Below are 26,921 nucleotides of genomic sequence, written 5' to 3'. Positions count from 1 at the left end.
TTGATTGATTGAGATTGGGAACAAAGATCAATGATTGGCTTATCTTTATTTCTCAGTAAGGTTTAAACTTGCAGTTATTAAATTGATCAAAGCCATGAAGAAATATTATGAATTTTTAATTAGAAATTGGCAACCAAAAGACAGAGAAGTAGTAGCAGCAGTTATTAGGCAGGTTTTGATCGAATATGGTTTACCCTGGCAACCTGAAGAGGCAGATAAAGATGTTATACAAATCGAAACTGCTTATTTAGAAAAAGGTGGAGAATTTTGGGTAGTAGAACAAGCAAATCAAATAGTTGGTACTGGAGCTTATTATCCCATTACCAGAGGTGAACGAGCCGTAGAAATTCGCAAAATGTATTTATTACCTTCAGTAAGAAGAAAGGGATTAGGTAAATATTTACTACAAGAGTTAGAAAAAGCGATCGCCCTTGCTAATTTTAAAGAAATTTGGGTAGAGACGGCTTCGGTTTTGCAAGAAGCAGTAAACTTGTATGAAAAAAGTGGCTATCAACCAGCAACAGGCGTAGAAACCGCTCGATGCGATCGGGTTTATGTCAAAAGATTAAATAATTTAAAAGATTAAATTATAACGAAAGCAAACTTAACCCCTAGATACAAACAGGCTGACTAAAATTGCTACTGTAAAATATACTATCATTGCACGATACAACTCTAAAAAATCATGACTAGCTACCAAAAAAAATCTACTGTCCGCGAGTTCAAAACTTTATTAGTATGGGTAGCTCTTTTTTGGCTGATAGAAATTTTAGATTTTTTTGTATTTCGCGGAAAATTAGATAGATTTGGCATTCAACCTCATAATATTATTGGTTTACGAGGTATTTTGTTTGCTCCTTTTCTTCACGGAGGTTTTAGCCATTTAATAGCTAATACGATCCCTTTTCTAACCTTGGGATGGTTAACTATGCTTCAAGAAACTAGTGATTTTTATATAGTTTCGATCGCGACAATGTTAGTAGGAGGATTAGGAGTATGGTTGTTTGGCGCACCAGGTTCAATTCATATTGGTGCTAGTCTCTTAATTTATGGTTATTTAGGCTTTTTATTACTACGCGGTTATTTCCAAAAGAACTTGCCATCAATTGTTTTGTCTATTGTTGTTTTCTTTCTTTATGGCGGTTTGCTATGGGGTGTTTTACCCTCTAGAATCGGAATTTCGTGGCAAGGACATTTATTTGGTTTTGTTGGTGGTGCGATCGCAGCTTGGTTAATTGCTAAAGAAAAGAAATACTATGAATAATAATTTATTTAGTGTTTGGCATTTGAATAAAAGACAATAAATACTTAGTTAGTTGTTAATTGTTCATAGTTAATAATTGACAGTTATTTTTATCTTTTGAGCTTTTTAATTTCAACCGTTCACTATTGTTCAAGACAAGGCTTTTCTAAATTTTAATTTGATTTATAGCTTTCTTAACTATAGAAGCTTAAGTTTAAATTCAATTATCTTTTTTACTTCAATGGCTTCTCATCCTTCTCCTCGTCAAATTCTCAAAACTTTATTTCCGCATCTTAAGGTAGCTGCTGGTTATGCAAACCAAATTCAGTCCAAGATTAAAGCTTTACCCGATAAAGGATTAGGAAATAATTTTTTTTCTGCTGCCTTAACTGATGCAGATATTTCGATTCAAACCTTAATAGAAGTTGTTTTATTAGGAACTTTTCCTGAGCTTCGTTTTCATGGAGAAGAATACGAACAATCTCGCAATACTAAATATTTTCGAGCAACAGATTTAGGTTCTTCAGGAGATTATTTAGTTACTCTCGACCCGATAGATGGTACTAAATTTTATCTTGATGGACATAATAATTATCAAATCATTCTAAGTATTCTTAATGCTGATGATTTTGAAGCAGTAATTGCTATTTCTCCTGCTCAACATACTTATTATTATGCTCTACGTGGAGAAGGTACATATCAAGGCAATTTAGATAAAGATCTAGAAGCTTGCACTCCCTTGATAATTAATCATCCTAAACCTGTTATTTTATTGGGATGGGGAATGAGTTTCCTCAAACCAGTATTAACCCAAAAATATCAAGTAATTGAAGTAGAAAATGATTACTCTACCGAAATAAAAATTCCTAATGTCAATGGGATTTTAGCTAATGAAATTACAGGATTAGCAATTAGAAGAGGAAAATTTATTGATGGCGGAGCTTTGTCATTTTTGGCTAGAGAAGCTGGTTGTATTGTAACTACTTTAGATGGTTCTTCTTTACCACCTTTATCTGCTTGTCAAGACTATAGTTTACCTGGATTATTAATAGCTACTTCAGAATTAGTGCATCAAGATTTACTCGAAGCAAGTCAACAATCAATCAGAAGCTAAAATCATGCTTCGTTGAATCAAATGATGATTTATCAATCAAGCGATCTAACTCAAGCGCGAGGTGTATCCACGTCCGCAAAGTTTTTCAATCTTTACAATCAATATTTTTCAAAATAAACTTGTAATATAAACATTTAATAAGCATTGTCAAATATGATTCCAGGTTATTCTGAAAAAATAGGAACAATCCAAAACGATTCACTATTAGGTTTTAAAAAAGAAATAGTTTATGGATTACAAGGTAATGATACACTTACCCCTGGATATAGTATTGATGCACAAGGGGATGATGCAGTTTTTGTTGGTGGTTCAGGCAACGATCAATATGTTGTTAATAGTAATCAGGGTATAGTTGTTTTAGATGGAAGTAATTCTAATAATGATGTTTTAAAAGCTGATGGAATAAGTTTTAATAACCAAGATACTTTTGTTCTTGAATATTTTAATCATACTTTATTGTTATTTGATACATTTAATGAACAACTTGTTATTATTCCCGATTGGAAAAGTCTTGAAAATAAAATAGAACAGTTTCAATTAGAAGATCAAACTCTTTCTTACGATCAATTTGTCAAAGCTGTTCAAAATAGTGGTAAATATGTAGGAAATTTTACTTCCAGTAAAACGATAACTTTACCTAATGGTGAAGAATTTAATGTAAATATTTCTAGTACATTAGAAGAATTTAATTCTATTAATAAAAAAATTATTAATAGAGGAAAAGCTCTTGAAACTGATCGAATTCCAGATTCTCAAAATTTACTTGTCCATCGCTTTTACAACACCAATTTAGGAGTACATTTCTATACCGCTTCTGATGTAGAAAGAGATTCTGTTTTGGAAAACTTACCACAATACCGTTATGAAGGTGCTTCTTATAAGTCTATTGCCTCGGATGATGACAGAGATCCTTTAACAGGTGCAAAGTCAGTTTATCGTTTTTATAACAAAAATACTGGAGTGCATTTATATACTGTTTCTGAGGTAGAAAAAAATTCAATTATTGACAACCTTGGTTCAATCTACCGTTTTGAAGATACAGCTTATTATGCTTATGATACTGCTGTGGATGGGACAACCCCTGTTTACCGTTTTTACAATACCAACTTAGATGTTCATTTCTATACACCTTCAACAGTAGAAAGAGACTTTGTACTCGATAATTTACCTCAATATCGTCAAGAGGGAATTGGTGGAGTTGGTTTTTATGTAGACTCTACAGATAGTGTGATTATATAAAATAAGCTGTTATAGCCTTTCTCGCTCTTGGTGAGGTATACCATTACCAGTTACTAATTAGTAATTAGTAATTACTAATTACTAATTACTAATTATGAGGGATTAATAATTAACATAAGCGAAGCGCACTACCGTAGGTCTCAACTATCAACTATTAACGCTCAACCAGGGAAATGAACTGTATCTCATTAATCTGAGAACCGCTATATTCATTTAAACTGCACATTTAGAAATTCTCTAAACCTTACACCCTAACTCCTACACGCTATAGCAAATATTTAAGTATTTTATGTAAATAAAACTGTTGCAAAATAAAAATTTTAACTTACTTAGTGTGACAAAACAGAAAGTTGTAATACGTATTTTGCAACAATTTTAATCCGCTAATATAATTGAATTTAGTGTTATTCGAGTTAGAGAATTTTGATACTATAATCATCAGCATTTCTAGTTAGATGAGGACTATAACAAGGATCATTATCTAGCAGAGATTGCCATTTATTTAACATATAAATTTTTTCCTGTTGTAGACGTTGTTGTTTAGCCACAGAATCTTCTTTACCTCTGCTTTTTGATTCATAGTGAAACAACATGGCATGAGGCAGATAAATATTACGATAGCCTTGTTCAACTAATTTGAGACAAAAATCTACATCATTATACGCGATCGCTAAATCTTCTTCAAAACCATTAACTTGTTGAAATACTTCTCGCCGACACATCAAACAAGCCCCAGTAATGGCAGAATAGTTGTTAATGGTAATTACTTGACCAAAATATCCAGGTAGCAAAGAAGGATAGCCTTTATGACTATGACTAGCAACACCACCAATTCCTAAAACTACACCTGCGTGTTGTATAGTTTTATCTGGATAAAGAAGTAATGCACCTACCGCACCAATAGATCGTCTTTGAGCTTGTTCCACCATTGCTTCAATCCAATCATTACTAATAATTTCTGTGTCATTATTCAAAAATAAGAGATAATGTCCCTGACTTTTTTCGACAGCATAATTATTAATTGCCGAATAGTTGAAAGGAATATCTAACGAATAACAATTAAAACGATTTGGTTCTTGTTTTTTCCAATATTCAAAACATTCAAAAGTTGCTGATTCTTGACTACCATTATCAATCACAATTACTTCATAGTTGGGATAGGTAGTTTTAGTAAAAATAGATTTCAAACAAGTATTTAAAGTTTTAGCTAAATCCCTCGTAGGAATAATAATACTTACAAGTTGTTTCTCTTTGATTTCATATCTAGTAGTATACAAACCAGGATAACCAGTAACAGGAATTATTTTACCTGGTTCTTTTCTTCTTACTAACGCTTCTGATAAAGCTTTTTGAGCAGCTTCGTAAGCGTAAGGTTTAGCTGAAGTACCCGATGCAGCCGATTCAGAATGAATTCTCCAATGATAAAGTACTTTAGGAATATGAAAAATTTTGTCAGTTTTTTCCGTAAATCTTAATACTAAATCATAGTCTTGACTGCCTTCTAAACCTGGTCGAAAGTTACCAATTTCAGTAACAATTGAACGACGATAAACTCCCAAATGACAAGTATACATCCGAGTCAAAAAAGAATCAGGACACCAATCCATTTTGAAAAAAGGATCTTTATGCCAATTATTTTCATCGATCTTATCTTCATCAGAATAAATCATGTCAGCTTCAGGATGTTGATTGAGCAACATAACCATTTCGTAAAGAGCATGAGGTGCTAACAAGTCATCATGATCTAATAAAGCAATATATTCTCCTGTAGCTATGTCTAAAGCTGAATTTGAAGCGCGAGAAATATGACCATTTTCTTGACGAAATACTACTTGAATTCGAGAGTCTTTTTGGGCGTATTCTTCTAATATTTCTTTGACATATGGTTTAGTAGAACAATCATCGGCTAAACATAATTCCCAATCAGGATAGATCTGTTTTAAAACTGATTCAATCGCTTGACGAAAAAAAGCTTCTGGAGGATTATAAACTGGAACAATTATGCTAATTTTAGGTTGATAAGAAAGAAGTGATAGTGTTTCGCTCATCCTAGTTAAATCAATTTGTCTAGGATAGTGTTTGTTTAACCATTGTTGATATTTACTATCTTTGCTAGGAGGAATATCTTCATCAATTCTGGTGACTATTGGTTCTGGATGTGCTAAAGATTTAGCTAATTTTGGTAGTTTATCTCGAAATATTTTGGTAAAGATATATTCCCAACCTTTTTCTTGTAACCGCGCTATTCTATCGTTAATCTTTTTTTTTTCAAGAGATGGAATTACTGAACTATTTGTAGCAAAAGAATTGAGATAAGCTTGATAAACTTCATCTCTATGATTGAGATTTAAAGCTTGTTTCCAACCTAACCAAAGTGTTCTAATTTGCCAGAATTTACTGCTTTCCATTGCAGTAATCAAGTTCTGTAATTGCGCTTGTTGATGGAAATTTTTTTGTAGTTGTTGTTGAGATTGAGTTAATTCGTTTTGAACCGATTTTAGCTTTCGTTGGGATTGAGTTAATTCGCTTTGAGTTTGTTGTAGCTGTTGTTGGGAGTTAGTTAATTCAGCTTGAGTTTGAGTTAATACATTTTGAGTCTGTTGTAGCTGTTGTTGAGAATTAGTTAATTCAGCTTGAGTCTGTTGTAGTTGAACCGCAAGTTTAGCTACTTCTTTTTGCTGTTCTTGTTTAGACCAACTTTCAGCTACACCAGTTCCTAATCGCGCAAAACTCTCTCTAATTTGAAAAACTAGTTCGGAATTAGAGTTAGCTTCAAAAAGAGCGATCGCATTTTTAGGAAGATTTTTTCCTACACCTAAAACACCAAGACCATGATAATGCAGAAAAGAAAAGTGAGGATATTGTTGACTCAACTCCTGCCAAAGTTGCCAAACACCAAACCCTCTCTCTCGGACGTTAATATCATGAAAGATGACCACCGCACGATCAGAAAGTTTAGCAAACCAAGTTTCATAATCATGTTTAACTGCTTCGTAAGTATGCAAACCATCAATATGAAGAAGATCAATACTTTGATCTGGAAAATGACTGACTGCTTGATCGAAAGTTGAACGAATTAGACGTGAAAAGCTACCATACTTGGGATCGTGATATGCAGATAACTGGCTAAAAACTTCCTCTCCATATAATCCAGAGTGTTCATCTCCTTCCCAAGTATCTACAGCATAGCTTTTGGTATTTAATTGTAATTTTTGAATAGCCTGGTTAAAAGCACAGAAAGAAACACCATAGTGTGTACCTAATTCTACCAAAGTTTTGGGCTGAAGATTTTCAATTAACCAGAAAGCAAAGGGAACATGACCGTACCAAGCTGAAGGTGTAAGCCACTCAGCTTTCATAATAGTTGTAGAGGAAAAAATAGAGGAGATTAATGGATGGTTCATGTTTGCCAAAAGCATTAATTAGGAATTTAGAGAAATTTCCTCCTCATGATAAAAGGGATATTAGTAAAATAACAACTAAGATCGAGCTAATTATTGAATTGTAGTTGAATGCGATCGCCTTCGGCGCAGCGAAGCTGTCCGCTTCATGCCTCGCCTTCGGCAAGAAGTAAACTAGTACTATTTTTGGTTATTGTTAAACGTTTAACACTCTAAGTAAGTTGAAAGAATCAATATAATAATTTTTTTGGGCAGATTATTATTATCAAAAACTGCTTTTTTATTCAAGAAAATAATGTTTTATTTTGTAACAGTTAATTATTATTCAGCACATTTAATTAATCGACTGATTCAATCTTTACCTCAAAACCAAGAGATTCTTTATCAATTAATAATTATAAATAATTCTCCAGAAGATGTGGAGATTAAACAACTTCAACAAAATAATATTCACATTCTAGAGGCAAAAAAAAATTTAGGTTTTGGTAATGCTTGTAATCTGGGATTAAATTATATTTATCAACAAAATCCTCAAGCTATAGTTTGGTTGATTAATCCTGATGCTTATTTTAAATCAGTCGATCTAACCATAGTTTCCACCCTTTTTATTAAATATCCCCAAATCTCTATTTTAGGAACTACGATTTATACTCCTAATGGTGAGCTTTGGTTTGGAGGAGGTCGTTTTATTCCTAGTTCAGGTACGATTAAATCAACCAATTTATTTACAGATTTTGATGATAAATTTTATGTGAATTGTGATTGGGTAAGTGGCTGTAGTTTATTAATTAATCTGAAAAATTTTTCTCAATGTCCTCAATTTGCTCCGCAATATTTTTTATATTACGAAGATTTTGATTTTTGTTGTCGTTATGCTGCACAAGAGCATCAAATTGCTATTACGAATAAAATATCAGTTATTCACGAACCTTCTACTATTACTGATCGAGATTTAATCAATAAATTTAAACATAGTACCTATAGTTATTTAATTACTATTAAGCAATATTGTCATTCTTTAGTCTTTTATATAAGACTGTTTCGTTTAATTATTCACGTAGTAATTATTTTACCAATTAAACCCAAAATTACTGTTGGTAAATTTTTAGGAATAGCTCAATATTGGAGAATAAAATTTCATTTTATTAGAGCAGCTAAAAAATAACTACAAAAAACACTATCAAACAATAATTTTATCTGTTCCTTCGCCTTGCTTAGGACAACATTTATCTGTGGATATTTTTTGATTTTCTCAATTGAAACTTAACGATTCAGTAATATTAAGTACGAATAATTAGTTAGATAAAAATAGATTGAATATGAATTTTTAATCAAAAATAATATTATTTTAAAAGATTAAATTAACTGACTTTACCTTCCTGTTTTTTTAGCAGAAAATAAAATAAGCGCATCAAACAAAATATTTTTGTGAGTTTTTTGTGACGCTAACATCTTATTTTTTTCGAGCAAATTGATTAAACATTTTGTTGCTCGTTCAATTTTCTATGGGATAAATTTATGAAAGAAATTCAGCAGAATCTCATACATTTAGAAAATTTTTCAGATTTAAATCAAAGCGTTAGCTATGGCTTATCTTTAGAATCTTTAAACAGATATCCAGCTAATTTAAGTCAAAATGAGTTAGCTTTATTTGATGAAAGTTACTCCTTAGAAAATATTACAGTTTCACTATAAAACAATGCTTATGTTGAGACAGATTTAAATGAGAGAGCTAATTTCAAAGATTCGTTAACAGGGCAACTTTTTGACAAATTTAATGAGCATGAGATTGTTTTTATTGATGGTGCTGTTGAAGATTATCAAACCGTAGTAGATCGCCTTTCAGGTTCTCCTAAAATAGTAGTATTAGATACTCAATCGGATGGACTAACTCAGATTAATAAAGTCCTGAGTGAATATGAAAATTTAGATGGAATTGAAATTATTTCTCATGGAAATTTAGGACAATTACTGCTTGGTAATACTGTTCTTACCAAGGATAATCTTTTTGAATATAGTAATGTTTTAGCATCTTGGCAAAATTCTTTATCCGAGCAAGGAGATATTTTCCTTTATGGTTGTAATCTTGCTACTGATATTGATGGAATTGCTTTTGTTACAGAATTAAGCAAACTAACTAATGCGGATATTGCTGCTTCGACTGACGCTACTGGTGCTAAAGAATTTGGTGGTGATTGGGACTTAGAAATTACGGTTGGAGATATTGAAACAAAACCTAGTGTTACTGCTGAGATTGAAGATAACTATAACCATCTGTTGTATTACAACTCAGATAGCTTTAAATTTATAGATCTTGCGATCGATCTTCATTATTTGATTGATTATAAGTTTTCCTATACCAATTTTTCCGAGCAATTTAAATTCGATGATTTAAGCAAGCTCGATGCTAGTGATATCAGAGCAATTAAACTTTCTTTTCAAGGAGATGAATTATTTGATTCTAATTTCTATTTGTCCCATAATTCTGATGTAGCTAAATTGGGAATGAATCCTTTTACTCACTACATGGAGTATGGTTGGAAAGAAGGACGAGATCCTAATTGTTTATTTGATACTTCTTTTTATTTAGAGAAGAATATTGATGTCAGAAAAGCAGGTATTAATCCGTTTAAGCATTTTATCCAAACTGGTTACAAGCATAGTTTAGATCCTCATATTCTATTTGATACTTCCTATTATTTAGATAAAAATCTTGATGTCAAAAAATAGGAATGAATCCGCTCGAACATTATGTAGAGTATGGATTTAAAGAAGGAAGAGATCCCTTTGCTTTATTCGACACTTCCTATTATTTAGATAAAAATCTTGATGTCAAAAAAATAGGAATGAATCCGCTCGAACATTATGTAGAGTATGGATTTAAAGAAGGAAGAGATCCCTTTGCTTTATTCGACACTTCTTATTATTTAGATAAAAATCTTGATGTCAAAAAAGCAGGATTAAATCCACTAGGACATTATGTAGAGTATGGATTTAAAGAAGGTAGAAGTCCTTTTTTATTATTTGATACCTCTTATTATGTCAACAAATATCCTACTGTTCTTAAGTCAGGAATTAATCCTTTAGTCGATTTTGTTAACAGTGGATTTACTAAAAATTATAATAAAGCTTCTGAATTTTCTCATCAAATTTTATTAGCTCAATCAGCTTATCAAGGTGGTAGTAATAATCCAATAGGTAACCTGATTTTCTTAGGAGGTAGTTTAATTTATGATGCAGCTAGTAAGCTCTGGAGATTCAGCACTCAAGCAATAGAAAGTTTTTCCGATCTTACTACTAATCCTCCTCCTTTTCCTGGAACACAAGAAGGAACTATCAGCTTTGAATTCTTTCCGAAAGACACAGGTGTATTTAATCGGATTTTAGATAGTAGTATTTTTGCTAATCCTACACAATTAGATGATTTTTCTAGAATTAGCATTACTACTTTTCCTAAAGATTCTAGTATTGCTCAATTAATTAATAAGCCTCTAATTTTTCCTGATAATGAACAACCAATAGGAAACTATTTTCTAGCTATTAGTGAAGGAAGTTCTAATACCTATAGAGGTCTTAAAGTTAGTGGAAGCTTTAAGGAGCTTGCGAACACACTTGAAGTAAAGGCTGGAAACGCTCTTTTAGCAGAAAGTAATTTTCTTATCGGCATTGGGGATGATGGAGTAAGAAAAACACTAGGTCTACCCAGAGGTGCCAATCCTCCTCCAGCAGCCGATTTTCTTAGTGTAACCCTCTCGGGAAGATTTAACATCACCGAAGTTAAAGATGCCAAGCCTGGTACTTCAAAAGGGGCTCAGATTGGAGATGCAGTCTTACAGTTGAAAAACACTTACAACACACTAATTCAGAGAGTTCCAGGAGCTAAAATTGGTAAACTTGAAATTGTTATTAATCAAGGTGCGCCCATAGAGCAGAACTATCAACTGTCAGGAAATCAAATAATCGACCTTATCAAGGGAGAAATTATAAAAGTTGGAAACAATATTGTGACAGTAAGGATATTACCATGAGCATGACAATAACTATTTCAATTTTTTCTGAAACGGATATTGTTCAAGCTTATGCCTCTTTGGTTCGTCGTTTTACGCGTAAACACAATCCTAGGACTGTCGAACAATATTTAGAAGGGCGGAATTGTCAAGAGATCGATCTAGCAACTTTGATGAGTATTTTAGATTCTTCAGATCATCAGTCTTTGGCTAATTCTACCCACAAGTTTTATGTAGGTGTAGGTTACGAACTCTTCCCTGATTATTTCATGCCTATTTCTATTTATTTTTATGGTAAAAATTATGGTCGTGGACTACAAACAAGATACGATAGCGGTTGTCAAATTCACATCAGTTATAGAGATTTGTGGCGGATTGTTAAATTTAAAAAACGATATAAAAAGAAAAATGAAAACAATCTCAAATTCGAGACTGGTTTCGAGGGTATTAAACCTGTTTTAAACAAAAACTTAGTTGAAGCGAATAATAATTCTGCCAATTTCTTCTTAACAGCTTGTGGTTTACTCGAACCAAAAGATAACAGTTATATAGACCATGCTGCAATGTACTATCTAGCTAACTGCTTATCTCCTTTGACTAACCCGATGATTTACCATCGAAATCCCGTCGAATTTGCCCGAGATTTTGAACGCATTTATGCAGAATATCATTACGGCATTCCTATTCCCTTATTACTCAACTCTGGGATTGATATCTGGAAATTAACAAAGGCAGAAATTAACGACTTAGTTACTTATTTGGATAAAACAGATTCACCAGTTAAAGATTATCCTGGCACTTATACATTTTTCTCTAAACCTCATGATATCCTGCCCGAACAAAAAGAGTCTGATATTATCAACTTTGTCGAAAGTTTAGACCCAGAAACTGTCAAGAAGTTATCAAAATTATCACCTGATTTTATTAAACAAGCACTAGCTAATTTAGAGCAAGAATTACCAGAAATTCACTCTTATGATTTTGAATCACGGGGTATTGTTTTAACATCAGGAGTGCTGATGAGTGTGTGGCGTGCTTATCAATATTTAGCTCAATTAGCTACTCTTGAACTTGGTTAATAATTTGCTCGATATGGGAATGATAATATCTATCTCATGTATTCCGCAAAAACATAAGGTAGTCCAAGCTTATGCTGCTTTAGTTCGTCGTTTGACAGTTGATAACCCCTCGCCAGAAATCAAAAGACATCAAATAACATGGAGTTATGATTCAGAAAGACTAGATTTGGCAACTTTGATGAATATTCTAGAATCTTCGGATGCCGAATCTTTAGCTGAAGGGAACGAGGGTTTTTCTGTAGACACAGGTTACCAACTTCTCTCTGGTGAATGGATTGGGATTAGTATCTATTTATCTGGCAAGCTTTATAAAAATGGTCTTGATGTTAGATATCTAGGATCTTTACAAATTACTACTGAATATAGTGATTTGTATCATTCCGTCAAATTAAAGCCAAGATTTAAAAACAAAGCAGCTAATGAAAACAATCCTAAATTCTCGTGGGGTTATGAGGGGATGAAACCCGTTCTCAATCAAAAGTTAATTCAAGCCAATCAATCTGCCGATGCACTTTTCCTGACAGCTTGTGGTTTACTCGAACCAGAAGATAACAGTTATATCGATCATGCTGCAATGTATTATCGATATGGTTGGTTGTCACCCCTAACCAATCCCATGATTTACCATCGAAATCCTGTCGAGTTTGCCAGAGATTTTGAACGCATTTATGCTGAATATCATTACGGCATTTCCATTCCGTTACTTCTTAATTCTGGGATTGATATATGGCAGTTAACACAAGCAGAAATTACTGACTTAGTAACTTATTTGGGTAAAACAGATTCACCAGTCAAAAATTATCCTAAGACTTATAAACTTTTATGCAAACCTCATGATATCCTGCCCGAACAAAAAGAGTCTGATATTATCAACTTTGTCGAAAGTTTAGACCCAGAAACTGTTAAGAAGTTATCAAAATTATCACCTGATTTTATTAAACAAGCACTAGCTAATTTAGAGCAAGAATTACCAGAAATTCACTCTTATGATTTTGAATCACGGGGTATTGTTTTAACATCAGGAGTGCTGATGAGTGTGTGGCGTGCTTATCAATATTTAGCTCAATTAGCTGCTCTGGAATTGGGTAAATGAGTATCGATCTATACTTTATTAGTTACACTATTTAAATAAGAATCAATCACTTCATCAGCTTGACCAATTAATTGAATTTTGCCTTTTTCTAGCCAAATAACTTTATCGCAAGATTTACCAATTAAATCCATGGTGTGAGAAACCAGCAAAATTGTAATATGGTCTTGCCAAAACTCTTCCATTCTTTGTTTACATTTATTTTTAAAACTTTCATCTCCTACTGATAAGACTTCATCTAAGATCAAAATATCAGGTTGGACATCAGTTGCGATCGCAAATCCTAGTCTTGCTGTCATACCAGAAGATAAACTTTTTACTGGGGCTAAAGCATAGTCTTCTAACTCAGCAAATTTCAAAATTAAATCAGATCTTTTTCGCATTTCTTGGCGAGAAAAACCCAACATTACTCCATAAAAAATAATATTATCTAAAACAGAAAGTTCACTATCAAACCCTGCACCTAATTCAATCAAAGGAGCTATATTACCTTTAACTTTTACAGAACCAGAAGTAGGTTTTAAAATCCCACAAATGAGTTTTAGTAAAGTAGATTTACCTGATCCATTAGGCCCAATAATGCCAATTTTTTCTCCAGGTTTAATTACTAAATCGATATTATCTAAAATTAGTTTTTTAGCTGGTTGCCGATATTTTCCTTCTAAAAAAGTTAGTAAAGTTCTTTTTAAATCGTAAGAAAATTCTTCTTGAGTTCTACGCCATAAAGAAACTCGGTCTAATCTAATTGCTTCTACCATTATCTTTGGGTTGCTTTAAAGTAAATCCATAAATTGATTTTGCCAAAACCGAAAACAAATTATTCCTATTGTTAAAATTAATAATCCACTTAATAAAGCGTGAAAAATTAAATTAATTTCAGGAAAATTACCAGACAAAGAAATCTGACGAATACTTTCAATAATTGGTAATAAAGGATTAACGTTTAAAAACGGACGAACTTGTTCTGGTACAATATCTGGTGGATAAAACACAGGAGAGCTAATCCATAATAAAAAAGTAAAAAGTTCATAAAAATAAGGCAAGTCTCGGAAAAATACATAAAGCGCACTCATTAATAAACCAATTCCCGAACACACTAACACTAGTGCAAATAAGGGGAAGAATAAAGCTATAATATTCAAGATATTTTTAGAAAAAACTCCTGTAACTATCACGAGTAAAGGAACAACTCCCACTAACAATTGGAAAATGTTAGCACCGATAGTAGCTAAAGGAAAAACAAATAAAGGCAAACGAATCTTATTAACTATCGCTCCATTTTCAACTACACTAGCTAGTGCTTGAAGAGTAGCAGAAGAGAAAAAATTAATCACTACTAAACCAGTAAAAGCAGCTAAAACATAATTTAATAACGAGTTATTGTAATAACTTTTAAACGCCGAACCCAAAATAGCGGTATATAAACCAGTCATAATTAGAGGATTGAGCAGCGACCAGTATACGCCCAGAAAAGAACCGCGATATCTTCTTTTTAAATTTCGTCTGATTAAGACAGAAAGAAGTTCCCAATACCACCAAAGCTGGGAAGAATTGATTTTTTTGTCGACAAAAGTAACCATAGTTCAGTTATATAAATCCGAAACGGTATCAGGGCGTATTGTAACTAAGTAAACAATAAATTGAGCGATAACATTTACCTAGGATTCGGTTTTTAAGTTTCAGCAAGGACAGATTTTGCTTTAAACTGTGATATGGCTCAAGTTATTTCGGAAATAAGCAGGAATGGAAATCGGGCAAAAAGTCAAAATATATCGTCTTAGAGACCGTCTGTCTCGTCGCAATATAGCAGGAAAATTAGGTAAGACCGGAGTCATTAGAAATTTTAAAATGACTGATGGCAGTGGTGTTGGCGTAATTGTCGAATTTGATGACAAGAGTGCTACTTGGTTTTTTGAAGACGAAATTAAACCAGTAGAATAACAATAAATAGTAAGCGGTGACAAGCAAGAGGAAATAACAATGTCCCTAATCATTACTTTCTTGGGCAAGGGTGGTATCGGACGCACAACAATTGCGATCGCAACTGCCAAAAAACTTGCTAGTCTTGGGGAAAGAGTTCTCTTAGTAGGACAAGACCCCAGCCCCGCTTTTAGTTTAGTTTTAGGCATCACTCCCGAGGCTGAACCTCAAGAAATCGCAGCTAATCTTTCCGCAGTCCAACTGCATACTACTGTACTGTTAGAGAAAAGCTGGGAAGAGGTTAAACAATTAGAAGCTCAGTATTTGCGATCGCCAATTTTAAAAAACGTTTATGGTCAAGAGTTAGGTATTCTTCCTGGCATGGATCAAGCTTTAGCCTTGAATGCTATTCGCCAATACGACCAATCGCAAAAATATGATGTGATTGTCTATGATGGTTCGGGAGATTTAAACAGTTTGAGAATGTGGGGAACTCCAGAGATTCTGGATTGGTATATCCGTCGTTTTCGTGGGGTATTTCAAGAATCAGATATTGTTAAGGCGTTATCTCCCTTTGTTCAACCTGTGACTAGTGCCGTTCTGAATGTTTCTTGGACAGCAGACAGTTTTGCCCCAGAACAAGCCAATCAAGCAACCCAGTTATTAAGTAAAGGCAAACAAGCTTTAGCCGATCCCCAAAGATTAATCTCTTATTTAGTGACTACTCCTGAACAAGTTGCGATCGCAACTGCTAAATATTATTGGGGTAGCGCACAGCAAATTGGTTTAACTGTGGGTGGGGTAATACTCAATCAAGCAGAGATAAGCGATTCTCTCTCTACAGAGTTTAATCCTTTGACCATTACGGCTGTTCCTTCAATTGATTCTGGTGATTGGCAACCTTTGATTGATGCTTTACCAAACTTCCGTAGGAGTACAGACGCTCCTAAACCCACCACCATTGAGATGAATGAGCGCAAAATTCGGGTTTTTCTACCTGGTTTGGACAAAAAACAAGTCAAGCTCACTCAATACGGGCCAGAAGTTACTGTTGAAGCAGGCGACCAAAGACGTAATATTACTCTACCTCCAGCTTGGAGTGGTCGTTCGGTCACAGGAGCAAAATTTCAAAACGGCTATTTAGAACTAACTATCGGATAAAAAAACAATTAAATCGCAAGTAATCATGTCTGACTCCTCAACTTCCAGTCAAACTAACCAAATTCAACCAGAACAAAGTTCCAAAACTCGCCAGTTATTGGGGATGAAAGGTGCAGCTTCTGGCGAAAAAAATATTTGGAAAATTCGTCTTCAGTTAATGAAACCGATTACCTGGATTCCCTTAATTTGGGGAGTAGTCTGTGGTGCAGCTTCTTCTGGGGGCTATGTTTGGTCGGTTGAAGATTTTTTGAAAGCTGCTGCTTGTATGTTGCTTTCAGGGCCTTTGATGGCTGGTTATACTCAAACCATCAACGATTTCTATGACCGCGACATTGATGCCATTAACGAACCCTATCGTCCCATTCCTTCAGGGGCGATTTCTGTTCCTCAAGTAGTAACGCAAATTTTAGTTTTATTATTTGCTGGTTTGGGTTTATCTTATGGACTGGATGTTTGGGCTGGACATGATTTTCCGATCATGCTTTGTCTGACTTTGGGAGGAGGATTTTTAGCTTATATTTATTCTGCCCCACCACTGAAACTAAAGAAAAATGGTTGGTTAGGTAACTATGCTCTTGGTTCTAGTTATATCGCTTTACCTTGGTGGGCTGGTCATGCTTTATTTGGTGAACTGAATTGGACTATTGTAATTCTGACCTTAATCTACAGTTTTGCTGGTTTAGGAATTGCGGTTGTTAACGATTTTAAAAGTGTTGAAGGCGATCGCACTTTGGGTTTAAAATCTTTACCTGTGATGTTTGGCGTTACTACTGCTGCTTGGATTTGCGTGATTATGATTGATTTGTTTCAAGCAGGAATTGCTGGGTATTTAATTAGTATTCATCAAAATCTTTACGCTACCATCCTGTTGTTACTTGTAATTCCTCAAATTACTTTTCAGGATATGTATTTCCTCCGCGATCCTCTCAATAACGATGTGAAATATCAAGCCAGCGCACAGCCGTTTCTGGTTTTGGGAATGTTGGTTACTGGTTTAGCATTGGGACACGCAGGGATTTAACAGTGAACAGCCAACAGTTAACAGTTAACAGTGTTTGGGTTCTAGCCATTATTGATAAATATTCTGGCTGGCTATCTGGCAGGTAACTGATAACTGTACAGACGTAGCATGCTACGTCTCTACTAATCACTGATAACCGATAACTGATAACTAAAATATTATGCCTAATTATTTATTAGAAGTGGGAGTTGAGGAATTACCAGCCGATTTTGTTCAAGTTGCGATCGCGCAATGGCAAACTCGCATTCCTCAAAGTTTACAAACAGAATTTTTAACTCCTGAAGCGGTAGAGGTTTACGGGACACCTAGACGTTTAGCCGTTTTAATTAAGGGTATTCCTGCCCAACAAGCAGACAGAGAAGAAGAAATTAAAGGGCCCCCCGCCAGCGCAGCTTTTAAAGATGGTCAACCTACCAAAGCAGCCGAGGGTTTTGCCCGTAAACAGGGAGTAGCAGTAGAAGATTTAGAAGTTAGGGATACGGATAAAGGGGAATTTGTTTTTGTTCAGAAGAAAATTCAGGGCAGAGTTGCCACCGAGATTTTACAAGAATTGTCGCCTCAATGGATTACAGGTTTAGAGGGTAAACGCTTTATGCGTTGGGGTGATGGAGACTTACGTTTTCCTCGTCCGATTCGGTGGTTAGTTGCTTTATTTGATGAAGAAATTTTACCCTTAGAATTGGTTAATGGTTCAGAAACGATCAAGAGCGATCGCATTTCGGCGGGACATCGGATTTTACATCCCGAACCTGTAACAATAGATCATGCTTCAGCTTATTTGGAATCGTTAAGGGCAGCTTATGTAGAAGCCGATTTTGAAGTAAGGAAACAAAAGATAACTGAAGGAATCAAAGCAGCAGCCCAAGAATTGAGTGGTGTTGCTGAAATTTATCCAGATTTGCTGGCAGAAGTAGTTAATTTAGTTGAATATCCTACGGCGGTTATTGGTACATTTGAGTCTGAGTTTCTCAGTTTACCGACGGAAGTAATTACTACTGTAATGGTGACTCACCAGCGTTATTTTCCTGTCAAAAAAGCAGAAGATCACCACAATACTTTATTACCTAATTTTATTACTATTTCTAACGGCGATCCTAGTAAAAAAGAAATTATTGCTGAAGGAAATGCGAGGGTGATTCGCGCTAGACTTGCCGATGCCCAATTTTTTTATAAAGCAGATTGTGACGAACATTTAGAAACTTATTTACCTCAATTAGAAACGGTAACTTTTCAAGAAGAATTAGGCACAATGCGGGATAAAGTTGACCGCATTATCGAAGTAGCAAATACGATTGCCGAACAATTAAATGTAGACGAACAACAACGTAGTGAAATTGAAAGCACAGCCTTACTTTGTAAAGCAGATTTAGTTACACAAATGGTCTATGAATTTCCTGAGTTACAGGGAGTAATGGGCGAAAAATATGCGTTAGTTAGTGGTGAATCTCCAACTGTCGCTAGAGGTATTTTTGAACATTATTTACCTCGGACTGCTGATGATATTTTCCCCGAAACTTTAAACGGACAAGTAGTAGGAATAGCGGATCGATTAGATACTTTAGTCAATATTTTTGGCTTAGGAATGATTCCTTCTGGTTCTTCAGATCCCTTTGCTTTACGTCGGGCTGCTAATGCGATTATTAATGTTACTTGGTTTGCTGATTTAGGAATTAATTTAAATGAATTGATTCAACAAGGAGCAACAGATTTTTTAGCAACCCATCCTGAACGAGAATCTCCCGCTACTGCATTGCAAGAATTTTTTATTCAACGTATTCGTACTTTATTGCAAGACGAAAAAAACATTGATTACGATTTAGTTAATGCGGTGTTGGGTGAAGAAGATTCAGAATATACCGAAAGAGCTTTAGATGACTTATTAGATGTACGCGATCGCGCTTTATTTTTACAAGAAATAAGAAATAATGGTAAGTTAGATGCGATTTACGAAACCGTTAATCGTTCGACTCGTTTAGCTGTTAAAGGTGATTTAAATACTCAAGAATTAGCTCCAAAAGAATTAGTTAATCCAGATTTATTTGAGTCAGTTTCAGAACAAGCTTTTTATGATGCTTTAGTTGAATTATTACCTCAAACTCAATCTGCCCAAGCGGATAGAAATTATCAATTATTAGTTGATGGATTAGCTAAAATTGCTCCCACTGTCAGTAACTTTTTTGATGGTGAAACTAGTGTTTTGGTAATGGCTGAAGACGAAAAGATTAAGCGTAATCGACTTAATTTATTAGGATTGTTACGAAATCACGCTAGAGTTTTAGCAGATTTTGGAGCAATAGTTAAAAGTTAATTAATTTGTGAGAATTGGTTGTCTTTAGAGGCTATTTTTTCCCACGATTCTTTTGTCAGTTGCCATTCGGTTTGACTGGGGAACGCCAGTCGCAGCAGGCTCTGCCGTTCAACGGCAGAGTACCTGCGACTCCATCCTCGCGCAACCATCCACTCTGGACTAGAACGTTTACCAATTGGGATAAATCCATAACGGTGTGCCAAGCGTGCTACACGCATATTTGCACTGACTGTGACACCTCGAATCTCTTGTAAACCAAGCTCTTTAAAACCAAACTCAATTAAAGCATGACCAATTTCAATTGCATAGGCGTAATGACTCCAAAACTGAGGAGCTAATTCAATCCCTATTTCTGCCATAGTAGAATTATGATTCTCACAACGTAAACCGCAACAACCGATTAACTCTGAAGTACGACGACTAGCGACTGCAAGTTGATAGTTACGACGAGGATGTTCAATTGCCCATTGATAAAATAGGCTTAAAAGTTGGTGTGTATAGCTAAATGTTAATTCTTCTGGCGCACAAAATTGAGCATAGCGAGGATCGGCATGATAGGCAAAAAACGCAGACTCATCTTCTTCAATAAAATCTCGTAGAAGAAATCTCTTGGTTACAATTTCCAATTATTAACAACTCCATCTTTTTTTCTTCTTACTTACACCAATTTTCGTGCTTAGTAGACCACATTAAGAAAAAATAAGCTCTTAGCTGTTAGCTATTAGCTTTTTAATTTGTGAACCCCGCTGTATTCTTACATATTGAGCTAAGATGAAACACTTAAATGTTTGCTATTTTATTTCATATAAAACTCAAAATTCAAAAAAATTGTTCACTGGTAACTGATAACTGGTCACTGTAAATCTTGCCCCCTTGCCCCAAAGTTAAGGATTTAGGGAGCAAAATAACAGTTAATGATCGGAACTAGATTGCAAATTAATTTCTGCTTTGACTACATCCATAGTAGGCTGCAGACGAAAACCAACCTTTTCACATACTCGCTGCATGGCTCGATTTTCTGGAATAATTTCGGCAGTAATGCGGGCAAGTTTTTCATCTTGTCCAATTTGAATGAGTCTTTGCAGTAACTCTGTACCAAGTCCTTGCCGTTGAAAAGGATCGCTGATTAACATGGCAAATTCAGCTTCATTGACACCGTGTAATTTACTCAAACGTCCGACTCCAAGGATTTCGTGTTTTTCTGTTGCTGGATTTTGATAGTCTACAACTAATGCCATTTCGCGGTCATAATCAATAAAACAAATCCGAGTTAACCTGTCATGAGCAACTCGACGACTAAGTTTCATTAAATGGAAATAGCGAAAATAGACACTTTGTTCTGAAAGAGTTTGATGAAATTGAACCATTAAAGGCTCGTCTTCTGGACGAATCGGACGAATAGTGACCTTAGTACCATCTCTGAGCGTCCAGGGAGAGATATATTGATGAGGATAGGGACGAATAGCTAGTTTAGGTAGTTCTTCTGCTTTAACTTCACTTTTATGCAAAATTACCCGAGCATCCAGTACTATTAATCTATCTGCCGAAGCAAATAAAGGATTGATATCAATTTCTTTAATCCAAAGTTTTTCAACAACTAATTGACTAAATCTGACTAATAATTCTTCTAAAGCTTCCAAATCAACAGCTTTCCTTCCCCTTACTCCTTGTAGAGCTTTATAGATTTTAGTTTGTTCCATCATTCTCCGCGCCAAAGTAGTATTGAGGGGAGGAAGAGCGATCGCTCTATCTTTAAAAATCTCTACTAACTGTCCACCTGAACCAAACAGTAACACAGGCCCAAATTGGGGATCGAGACTACTACCGATGATCAGTTCATAACCACCATCGCGTTGTATCATAGGTTGAACGGTTACGCCTTGAAAGTGTTCTGTGCCAACTTTTTCCCTCACATTGGTTTCAATGGTACGATAAGCCCAACGTACTGCTTCTTGATCACTCAGATTTAACTGAACCCCACCAACATCAGTTTTATGAGTGATGCTTTGGGACCAAAGTTTGAGAACAACTGGATAGCCTATTGCTGTAGCTTGTTGAACTGCTTCTGCTTCACTAGTTGCGATCGCTGTTTCGACAATGGGAATGCTGTAAGCAGATAAAATCTGTTTGGATTCTGATTCAGTTAAAATTGTACGGTTTTCTTGACGAGCATTAGCAATGATCTCATCAACTACTAAACTATTCGCTTCTTCTTCGAGTTTGGATGGTAGAGTTGGTGTTTCGTAGATACCCTTTAAGTTATAACTATACTGCCACATCAAATTAAATAAACGAGCAGCCGAATCAGGATAACGATAAGTAGGAATACTTGCCCGATTGAGGATCATTTCTCCTGCCGTTACTTCTGCACCACCCATCCAACTCGCTAGAATTGGTTTATTAGCTTTTTGCACACAAGATTTTAACTGTTCGGCAGTTTGAGTAGGATCGGTCATTGCCTGGGGTGTCAGAATTACTAATAAGCCATCACTATTAGGATCTTGAACTGCAACTTCTAACGCTTTAGTATATCTTTCTGAATCAGCATCTCCCAAAATATCAATCGGATTGTTGTGACTCCAATGGGTAGGTAAAAATTGGTTGAGGTTGGTAATAGTATCTTCCGCAAGGGTTGCTAACTCACCTCCAGTAGTAATTAAAGCATCAGCAGCAAGTACACCAGGACCTCCAGCATTAGTAATAATACTCAATCTAGGGCCTTGAGGACGACGATTTTGTTTAGCAAGAACTTCCGCCAGATTAAACAATTCTGAAATGCGATTAACTCGTAAAACCCCACAACGACGAAAAGCTGCATCTAATACTTCATCACTTCCTGCTAATGCCCCTGTATGAGAAGTTGAGGCTTTAGCTGCTGCTTCGGTTTTACCCGCCCGAATCACAATAATCGGTTTGGTTAAAGCAACTTCCCGCGCTGCTGAAAGGAAAGAACGAGCATCACCCACCGATTCCATATAAATAACAATACACTGAGTATGAGGATCGTCGCCCAGATAGTAAATTAGATCTCCCCAACTGACATCCAACATTGAACCGATGGAAATAAAAGCACTAAAACCGACATTCTCAGGAAAACTCCAATCCAAAACCGCAGTACACAAAGCACCACTTTGACTAATAAAACCTACATTACCAGGACGAGCGATCGCACTAGCAAAAGTAGCATTTAAACCTTGACGAGGTAGCATTACCCCTAAACAATTTGGACCAATGATCCGCATTTTGCCCCGCGATCGTTCCCAGATTTGTCGTTCTAATTCTCTACCTTTTGCCCCAATCTCTTTAAACCCAGCCGAGATAATAATTGCTCCTTTGACTCCAGCATCAACGCATTCACTGATAATTCCTGGTACAGTAGGAGCAGGAGTAACAATAATTGCTAGTTCGATTGATTCAGGAACAGCCTGAATACTAGGATAAGCTTTTATACCTAAAATATTACTGCGTTTGGGATTGACAGGAAAAATTGTTCCACCAAAGGGACTACTCACCAAATTCCACATCAGAGTACGTCCCACACTGCCAGCCCTATCGGTAGCACCGATGACAGCAATTGTTTTGGGAGCAAAAATTGGGCTTAGGGGTTGGCTTTCTGCACGGAAAATATCATGAGCAGAATCAAAAGCTTGTTCTGATAAGTTTTGCGATTGTAGTTGTGGATCAGAGCTTTGCATCGTCAATTCCTTGTTTGCAAATCAACTCATACCTACTACAACTATTTGAAAAACCCGTGAGGAATACAGAATGTTTTAAACTCTGTTAATAAGTTTACTAAAGTTTATAGTTAATCACCAAATAACCGACAAAATTAATGTCTTCTGTTCCTTATTCCCTATTTTCCCCAACACGAAAATTGCTGTAAAAAGTGAATAACTATAATAGTGAACATATTTCCTATATTTTAATTCATTTTAATTCTTTGTTTATGATAAAAATGGTATAAAAATAAGTAAGTTCAACTAAGATGATGAACAAAAAAAAATTATATATTTATCGTTTATTTAATTTTAGATTAGCTTTGATAGACTACTATCTTATTAATGAATTAAGTTATTTTTTTCTTTTTAGTGTTGGTTTATTTTCTTCATTGGGAATTACTCTAAGTACAATTTCTGATTTAGCTTATAAAATTACGGAATACAATTTACCAATTAAGATTGCGATTAAAGTATTTTGTTTAAAATTACCAGAGTTTATTGCTTATGCCTTACCGATATCAATGTTATTAACAACTTTGGTAACTTATGGTCGTCTCAGTCATGATAGTGAGTTAATTGCTTGTCGTAGTGTTGGTATTAGTATTTTTCGTTTAATTTTACCTGCTTTAATTTTTAGTTTAATGGTTATAGGAATAACTTTTGTTTTTAATGAGATTGTTGTTCCTGCTGCTAATTATCAAGCCACTATTATTCAAGAGCAATTTATTCCTGAAACTTCTTTTTCCCTGCAAAGAAAAGATATTTATTATCCCGAATATGAAAAATCCAATCATCAAACTCAAAAATCTTTAAAAAGATTATATTATGCAGAAAGCTTTGATGGCAAAAATTTAAGAAATCTCACGATTATTAGTTGGGCAGAAAATCAATTAAGTCAAATTATTGTTTCTCAATCAGCTAGTTGGGATCAAACTCAAAAACTTTGGAATTTAGTCAATGGATCAATTAATTATTTTACTGAAAATATCTCGAACAATTTTAGCAAGCAATTTGATTATTTACAATTGCCTCTAGCTAAAACTTTATTTGCTTTAGTGAGTCAAGAACGCAATCCCGAAGAAATGAATATTGCTCAAGCGAGCCAATATTTAGATTTAATTAAACTGACAGATGATGACAAAAATATTAGGTTATTTCAAGTTAGAATCCAACAAAAATATGCCTTTCCATTTATTTGTTTAGTTTTTGCTGCGATCGGTTCTACACTAGGTGCTAGTAGCCAAAATATTGGTAGAGCAAAAAGTTTTGGTTTTACGGCACTAATTGTTTTTGTTTATTATTTATTTAGTTTTTTAGTGAATGCTTTAGGATTAGTTGGAGTTTTATCACCTTTTTTAGCTAGTTGGTTACCAAATTTCCTGGGATTAGGATTAGCTTTCTGGTTACTAATCAAAACTTCACTTTAAAAAATCTGGTTTTTAGCTTCGCGGGAGCTAAACTCCCGCAACTTTTAGAATTGGTATTTAAATGCAAGTTTTTTAAGGTTTTAAACCGTATAACAGAACAATCAAAATTGGTGTAACAATTGCCATTAATAAATTAAGTGGACCACCAACGCGGAAGAAATCAGTGAATTTATAACCACCAGGGCCATAAACCATTGTATTGGTTTGATAACCAATAGGAGTCATAAAGCTATTAGAAGCAGCAAAAGTTACGGCAAACATAAAAGCATAAGGATTCAAACTTAGTGATTTGGCAACTTCAACAGCAATAGGAATCATTAAAACAACTGAAGCATTATTGGAAAGAATTTCTGTGAGTAATGAAGTAGCAACAAAAAAGAATAATAAAATCCAATATCCTGATAAATTGCCACCTAAAGAAAGTAAAGCATCTGCTAACCATTTGGTTGCACCAGAGTTATCCATTGCTGTACCTAGAGGAATTAATCCAGCTAGAAGAAAAATAACATCCCAACGCACTGCGCCGTAAATCTCTCCTGGTTTAAGACAACCTGTAATTACCATTAAAATTACACCAACCAAAGCTGTAACTAAAATAGGTAGTAGATCAAAAGCAGCAACAATAATTACTGCTAAACAAATAGCTAAAGCAATCCAAGCTTTATTAGTTCTTAAATTATCTAATTCTTTCTGTTCCATTACTAGTAATTCTCTAGTAGTTTGTAACCCCAAAAAACTTTCTTTAGGTCCTTGAACTAATAATAAATCACCAAATCGTAAGGGAACTTTTCCTAATCTATCTCTAATTAATTCTTCTCCACGCCGAATCGCAAGAACTGTAGCATTATATCTTTGTCTAAAGCGTAAATCTTTGAGAGTAGAACCAATTAAACGCGAGTTAGAAAGAATTAAAACTTCTGCAATTCCAAGTTCTCCCTCGCTTAATTCAGTTTCTAAATCTTCTTTATTGAATTTGACGTCAGGAAAAATTTCTAAGCCTTTTTGGTCTTTGATTTTGAGTAATTCTGCACTGCTCCCACGAACAAGTAAAATATCTCCAGCATTTAAAACTTTGTCAGCGATTGGTTGAGGGAATTGACTACCATCACGGATTAATTCTAAAACGTCAACATCAAATTTACGTTGAATTTCACTTTGCCGTAATGTTTGTCCAATTAAACTAGATTTAGGTGAAATAATTACTTCTGTAACATAATCTTTTAAACCGTATTCATCACTAACTAAATCACCACTAGTTTGTTTTCGATTTGGGATTAACTTTGGCGCAATAAAAGCTAAATAAAGAATACCAATAATAAAAGTAATTATCCCTAAAGCTGTAAATTGAAATAATCCAAATTCTCCATAACCTAATTTTTTAGATACTCCACTAGCCAAAATATTAGTAGAAGTACCAATTAAAGTGATCATTCCTCCTAAAATAGTCACAAATGATAAAGGCATCAACAATTTAGAAGGAGAAACATTCCGTTTTTTACACCAATCTTCGATAATAGGAAGAAATATAGCAACTACAGCCGTATTATTAATAAAGGCCGTAATCGGACCAACAATTCCTCCCATAACCAAGATTTGTCGAGTAACACTTTTTCCGCCGTATTTAATTAACCAATCTCTAGCTATTTGTACCACACCAGTACGAGTAACTCCCGCACTGAGGATAAACATTGCCAAGACAGTAATTGTAGCTGAATTACCAAAACCTTCAATTCCTTCTTCTGGTGTAACTAAACCTAAGACAATTAAAACAACTGCAACGGCTAACGCAGTTATGTCAACAGGAAGCCATTCAAAGATAAAGGCGATTAAAGCCACGACTAAAACCCCAAGGGTTAGAGCAATGTCCATATTTTCAGGTAAGTAATAACGATAAAAATCTCCCCGATAGCTTAAAGTATATAGAGTCAAAAAAAAAATAATTTTTATATCGAAATAATTAATAATTTAAAGTTATGGATAATACTAATTTGCTCGGCAAGGGGATCTAGACACTGACAATCGTTTTATTCAAGAGTTTTTTTGGGTTATCGCTAGTGCTGGAAATTTATTCTGTAATATTAAGATGATTTTTTTCTGTAACTGACGCTGTTTCTTTTATTTATGACAGGCTAACCTATCTCTCTTTTGTCACTTTAGGAAAATTTAACGAATTTCCGTTATGGTAGGTTCTT

Annotated in this window: 21 protein-coding genes and 1 pseudogene; 16 read left to right on the top strand and 6 right to left on the bottom strand. The window is 34.7% G+C overall.

Going from position 1 to position 26,921, the window contains the following annotated elements:
* Positions 1–94 precede the first annotated feature (94 nt).
* The 4 genes from STA7437_RS12905 to STA7437_RS12890 all read left to right on the top strand — a co-directional run bounded on the left by STA7437_RS12905 (position 95) and on the right by STA7437_RS12890 (position 3,596).
* Entirely contained in the window at positions 95–586 is a 492-nt protein-coding gene (locus tag STA7437_RS12905; RefSeq protein ID WP_015193833.1) for a GNAT family N-acetyltransferase, read from the top strand.
* 99 nt (positions 587–685) lie between these two features.
* Positions 686–1,264, top strand: coding sequence for a rhomboid family intramembrane serine protease (locus STA7437_RS12900; RefSeq protein ID WP_015193832.1), 579 nt, complete (start codon positions 686–688; stop codon positions 1,262–1,264).
* 220 nt (positions 1,265–1,484) lie between these two features.
* Positions 1,485–2,357 carry an inositol monophosphatase family protein gene (locus tag STA7437_RS12895; RefSeq protein ID WP_015193831.1) on the top strand — a complete coding sequence of 291 codons (873 nt, stop codon included), beginning with the start codon at positions 1,485–1,487 and terminating at the stop codon, positions 2,355–2,357.
* A gap of 153 nt (positions 2,358–2,510) precedes the next feature.
* A complete protein-coding gene (locus STA7437_RS12890) occupies positions 2,511–3,596 on the top strand; it encodes a hypothetical protein (RefSeq protein ID WP_015193830.1) in 1,086 nt (361 codons plus the stop codon).
* A 413-nt stretch (positions 3,597–4,009) separates the two neighbouring features.
* Here STA7437_RS12890 and STA7437_RS12885 read toward each other — a convergent pair whose 3' ends face one another.
* Positions 4,010–6,955 (bottom strand): glycosyltransferase, encoded by a 2,946-nt coding sequence (locus tag STA7437_RS12885; protein WP_015193829.1) that lies wholly within the window; start codon positions 6,953–6,955, stop codon positions 4,010–4,012.
* Between the two features lie 337 nt (positions 6,956–7,292).
* Between STA7437_RS12885 and STA7437_RS12880 the strand changes: the two genes are divergently transcribed.
* The 7 genes and pseudogenes from STA7437_RS12880 to STA7437_RS12865 all read left to right on the top strand — a co-directional run bounded on the left by STA7437_RS12880 (position 7,293) and on the right by STA7437_RS12865 (position 13,176).
* The gene (locus tag STA7437_RS12880) at positions 7,293–8,162 is read left to right on the top strand and encodes a glycosyltransferase family 2 protein (RefSeq protein WP_015193828.1); all 870 of its coding nucleotides are present in this window, start codon (positions 7,293–7,295) and stop codon (positions 8,160–8,162) included.
* A gap of 353 nt (positions 8,163–8,515) precedes the next feature.
* Positions 8,516–8,692 (top strand): hypothetical protein, encoded by a 177-nt coding sequence (locus STA7437_RS26585; protein WP_015193827.1) that lies wholly within the window; start codon positions 8,516–8,518, stop codon positions 8,690–8,692.
* A gap of 93 nt (positions 8,693–8,785) precedes the next feature.
* Positions 8,786–9,265, top strand: a pseudogene (locus tag STA7437_RS27690) (DUF4347 domain-containing protein); the annotation flags it as partial.
* Between the two features lie 9 nt (positions 9,266–9,274).
* Positions 9,275–9,727, top strand: a complete 453-nt coding sequence (locus tag STA7437_RS27100; protein WP_051036056.1) for a hypothetical protein — start codon at positions 9,275–9,277, stop codon at positions 9,725–9,727.
* A 2-nt stretch (positions 9,728–9,729) separates the two neighbouring features.
* The gene (locus tag STA7437_RS24905; protein ID WP_015193826.1) at positions 9,730–11,025 is read left to right on the top strand and encodes a hypothetical protein; all 1,296 of its coding nucleotides are present in this window, start codon (positions 9,730–9,732) and stop codon (positions 11,023–11,025) included.
* Positions 11,022–12,083, top strand: a complete 1,062-nt coding sequence (locus tag STA7437_RS12870) for a hypothetical protein (protein WP_015193825.1) — start codon at positions 11,022–11,024, stop codon at positions 12,081–12,083. Before STA7437_RS24905 ends, STA7437_RS12870 begins: the two co-directional genes overlap by 4 nt.
* A gap of 19 nt (positions 12,084–12,102) precedes the next feature.
* Complete coding sequence (locus tag STA7437_RS12865; RefSeq protein WP_245562025.1) at positions 12,103–13,176, top strand: hypothetical protein; 1,074 nt, start codon at positions 12,103–12,105, stop codon at positions 13,174–13,176.
* 8 nt (positions 13,177–13,184) lie between these two features.
* Here STA7437_RS12865 and STA7437_RS12860 read toward each other — a convergent pair whose 3' ends face one another.
* Entirely contained in the window at positions 13,185–13,931 is a 747-nt protein-coding gene (locus STA7437_RS12860; RefSeq protein WP_015193823.1) for an ABC transporter ATP-binding protein, read from the bottom strand.
* 15 nt (positions 13,932–13,946) lie between these two features.
* Complete coding sequence (locus STA7437_RS12855) at positions 13,947–14,753, bottom strand: ABC transporter permease (RefSeq protein ID WP_015193822.1); 807 nt, start codon at positions 14,751–14,753, stop codon at positions 13,947–13,949.
* Between the two features lie 163 nt (positions 14,754–14,916).
* Here STA7437_RS12855 and petP point away from each other — a divergent pair, with 163 nt between their 5' ends.
* The 4 genes from petP (at position 14,917) to glyS (ending at position 19,583) form a co-directional block, all read left to right on the top strand.
* Positions 14,917–15,114, top strand: coding sequence for a cytochrome b6f subunit PetP (gene petP / locus STA7437_RS12850; protein ID WP_015193821.1), 198 nt, complete (start codon positions 14,917–14,919; stop codon positions 15,112–15,114).
* Between the two features lie 39 nt (positions 15,115–15,153).
* On the top strand, positions 15,154–16,254 hold the full coding sequence (locus STA7437_RS12845) for a Get3/ArsA fold putative tail anchor-mediating ATPase NosAFP (protein WP_015193820.1): 1,101 nt from the start codon (positions 15,154–15,156) through the stop codon (positions 16,252–16,254).
* 25 nt (positions 16,255–16,279) lie between these two features.
* Positions 16,280–17,275 (top strand): chlorophyll synthase ChlG, encoded by a 996-nt coding sequence (chlG, locus tag STA7437_RS12840; protein WP_015193819.1) that lies wholly within the window; start codon positions 16,280–16,282, stop codon positions 17,273–17,275.
* Positions 17,276–17,435: 160 nt separating this feature from the next.
* Positions 17,436–19,583, top strand: a complete 2,148-nt coding sequence (glyS, locus tag STA7437_RS12835; RefSeq protein WP_015193818.1) for a glycine--tRNA ligase subunit beta — start codon at positions 17,436–17,438, stop codon at positions 19,581–19,583.
* On the opposite strand, the gene STA7437_RS12830 is transcribed toward glyS, so the two are convergent.
* Positions 19,580–20,209, bottom strand: a complete 630-nt coding sequence (locus STA7437_RS12830; RefSeq protein WP_015193817.1) for a GNAT family N-acetyltransferase — start codon at positions 20,207–20,209, stop codon at positions 19,580–19,582. The genes glyS and STA7437_RS12830 overlap by 4 nt on opposite strands.
* Before the next feature lie 285 nt (positions 20,210–20,494).
* Positions 20,495–23,278 carry a bifunctional acetate--CoA ligase family protein/GNAT family N-acetyltransferase gene (locus tag STA7437_RS12825; protein WP_015193816.1) on the bottom strand — a complete coding sequence of 928 codons (2,784 nt, stop codon included), beginning with the start codon at positions 23,276–23,278 and terminating at the stop codon, positions 20,495–20,497.
* 290 nt (positions 23,279–23,568) lie between these two features.
* Here STA7437_RS12825 and STA7437_RS12820 point away from each other — a divergent pair, with 290 nt between their 5' ends.
* Positions 23,569–24,729, top strand: coding sequence for an LptF/LptG family permease (locus STA7437_RS12820; protein WP_150109065.1), 1,161 nt, complete (start codon positions 23,569–23,571; stop codon positions 24,727–24,729).
* A gap of 72 nt (positions 24,730–24,801) precedes the next feature.
* Here STA7437_RS12820 and STA7437_RS12815 read toward each other — a convergent pair whose 3' ends face one another.
* A complete protein-coding gene (locus tag STA7437_RS12815) occupies positions 24,802–26,598 on the bottom strand; it encodes an SLC13 family permease (protein WP_041619998.1) in 1,797 nt (598 codons plus the stop codon).
* Positions 26,599–26,921: the final 323 nt, after the last annotated feature.

It is taken from the genome of Stanieria cyanosphaera PCC 7437, assembly GCF_000317575.1.
GTDB classification, from domain to species: domain Bacteria; phylum Cyanobacteriota; class Cyanobacteriia; order Cyanobacteriales; family Xenococcaceae; genus Stanieria; species Stanieria cyanosphaera.
Note: the sequence above shows the minus strand (reverse complement) of the source record. Positions and strands in the feature narration are given on the sequence as shown.

Coding starts and splice junctions, on each gene's coding strand:
- STA7437_RS12905 (WP_015193833.1), top strand. CDS start 95: ATGAAGAAATATTATGAATTTTTAATTAGAAATTGGCAACCAAAAGAC.
- STA7437_RS12900 (WP_015193832.1), top strand. CDS start 686: ATGACTAGCTACCAAAAAAAATCTACTGTCCGCGAGTTCAAAACTTTA.
- STA7437_RS12895 (WP_015193831.1), top strand. CDS start 1,485: ATGGCTTCTCATCCTTCTCCTCGTCAAATTCTCAAAACTTTATTTCCG.
- STA7437_RS12890 (WP_015193830.1), top strand. CDS start 2,511: ATGATTCCAGGTTATTCTGAAAAAATAGGAACAATCCAAAACGATTCA.
- STA7437_RS12885 (WP_015193829.1), bottom strand. CDS start 6,955: ATGAAAGCTGAGTGGCTTACACCTTCAGCTTGGTACGGTCATGTTCCC.
- STA7437_RS12880 (WP_015193828.1), top strand. CDS start 7,293: ATGTTTTATTTTGTAACAGTTAATTATTATTCAGCACATTTAATTAAT.
- STA7437_RS26585 (WP_015193827.1), top strand. CDS start 8,516: ATGAAAGAAATTCAGCAGAATCTCATACATTTAGAAAATTTTTCAGAT.
- STA7437_RS24905 (WP_015193826.1), top strand. CDS start 9,730: ATGAATCCGCTCGAACATTATGTAGAGTATGGATTTAAAGAAGGAAGA.
- STA7437_RS12870 (WP_015193825.1), top strand. CDS start 11,022: ATGAGCATGACAATAACTATTTCAATTTTTTCTGAAACGGATATTGTT.
- STA7437_RS12865 (WP_245562025.1), top strand. CDS start 12,103: ATGATAATATCTATCTCATGTATTCCGCAAAAACATAAGGTAGTCCAA.
- STA7437_RS12860 (WP_015193823.1), bottom strand. CDS start 13,931: ATGGTAGAAGCAATTAGATTAGACCGAGTTTCTTTATGGCGTAGAACT.
- STA7437_RS12855 (WP_015193822.1), bottom strand. CDS start 14,753: ATGGTTACTTTTGTCGACAAAAAAATCAATTCTTCCCAGCTTTGGTGG.
- petP (WP_015193821.1), top strand. CDS start 14,917: ATGGAAATCGGGCAAAAAGTCAAAATATATCGTCTTAGAGACCGTCTG.
- STA7437_RS12845 (WP_015193820.1), top strand. CDS start 15,154: ATGTCCCTAATCATTACTTTCTTGGGCAAGGGTGGTATCGGACGCACA.
- chlG (WP_015193819.1), top strand. CDS start 16,280: ATGTCTGACTCCTCAACTTCCAGTCAAACTAACCAAATTCAACCAGAA.
- glyS (WP_015193818.1), top strand. CDS start 17,436: ATGCCTAATTATTTATTAGAAGTGGGAGTTGAGGAATTACCAGCCGAT.
- STA7437_RS12825 (WP_015193816.1), bottom strand. CDS start 23,278: ATGCAAAGCTCTGATCCACAACTACAATCGCAAAACTTATCAGAACAA.
- STA7437_RS12820 (WP_150109065.1), top strand. CDS start 23,569: ATGATGAACAAAAAAAAATTATATATTTATCGTTTATTTAATTTTAGA.
- STA7437_RS12815 (WP_041619998.1), bottom strand. CDS start 26,598: ATGGACATTGCTCTAACCCTTGGGGTTTTAGTCGTGGCTTTAATCGCC.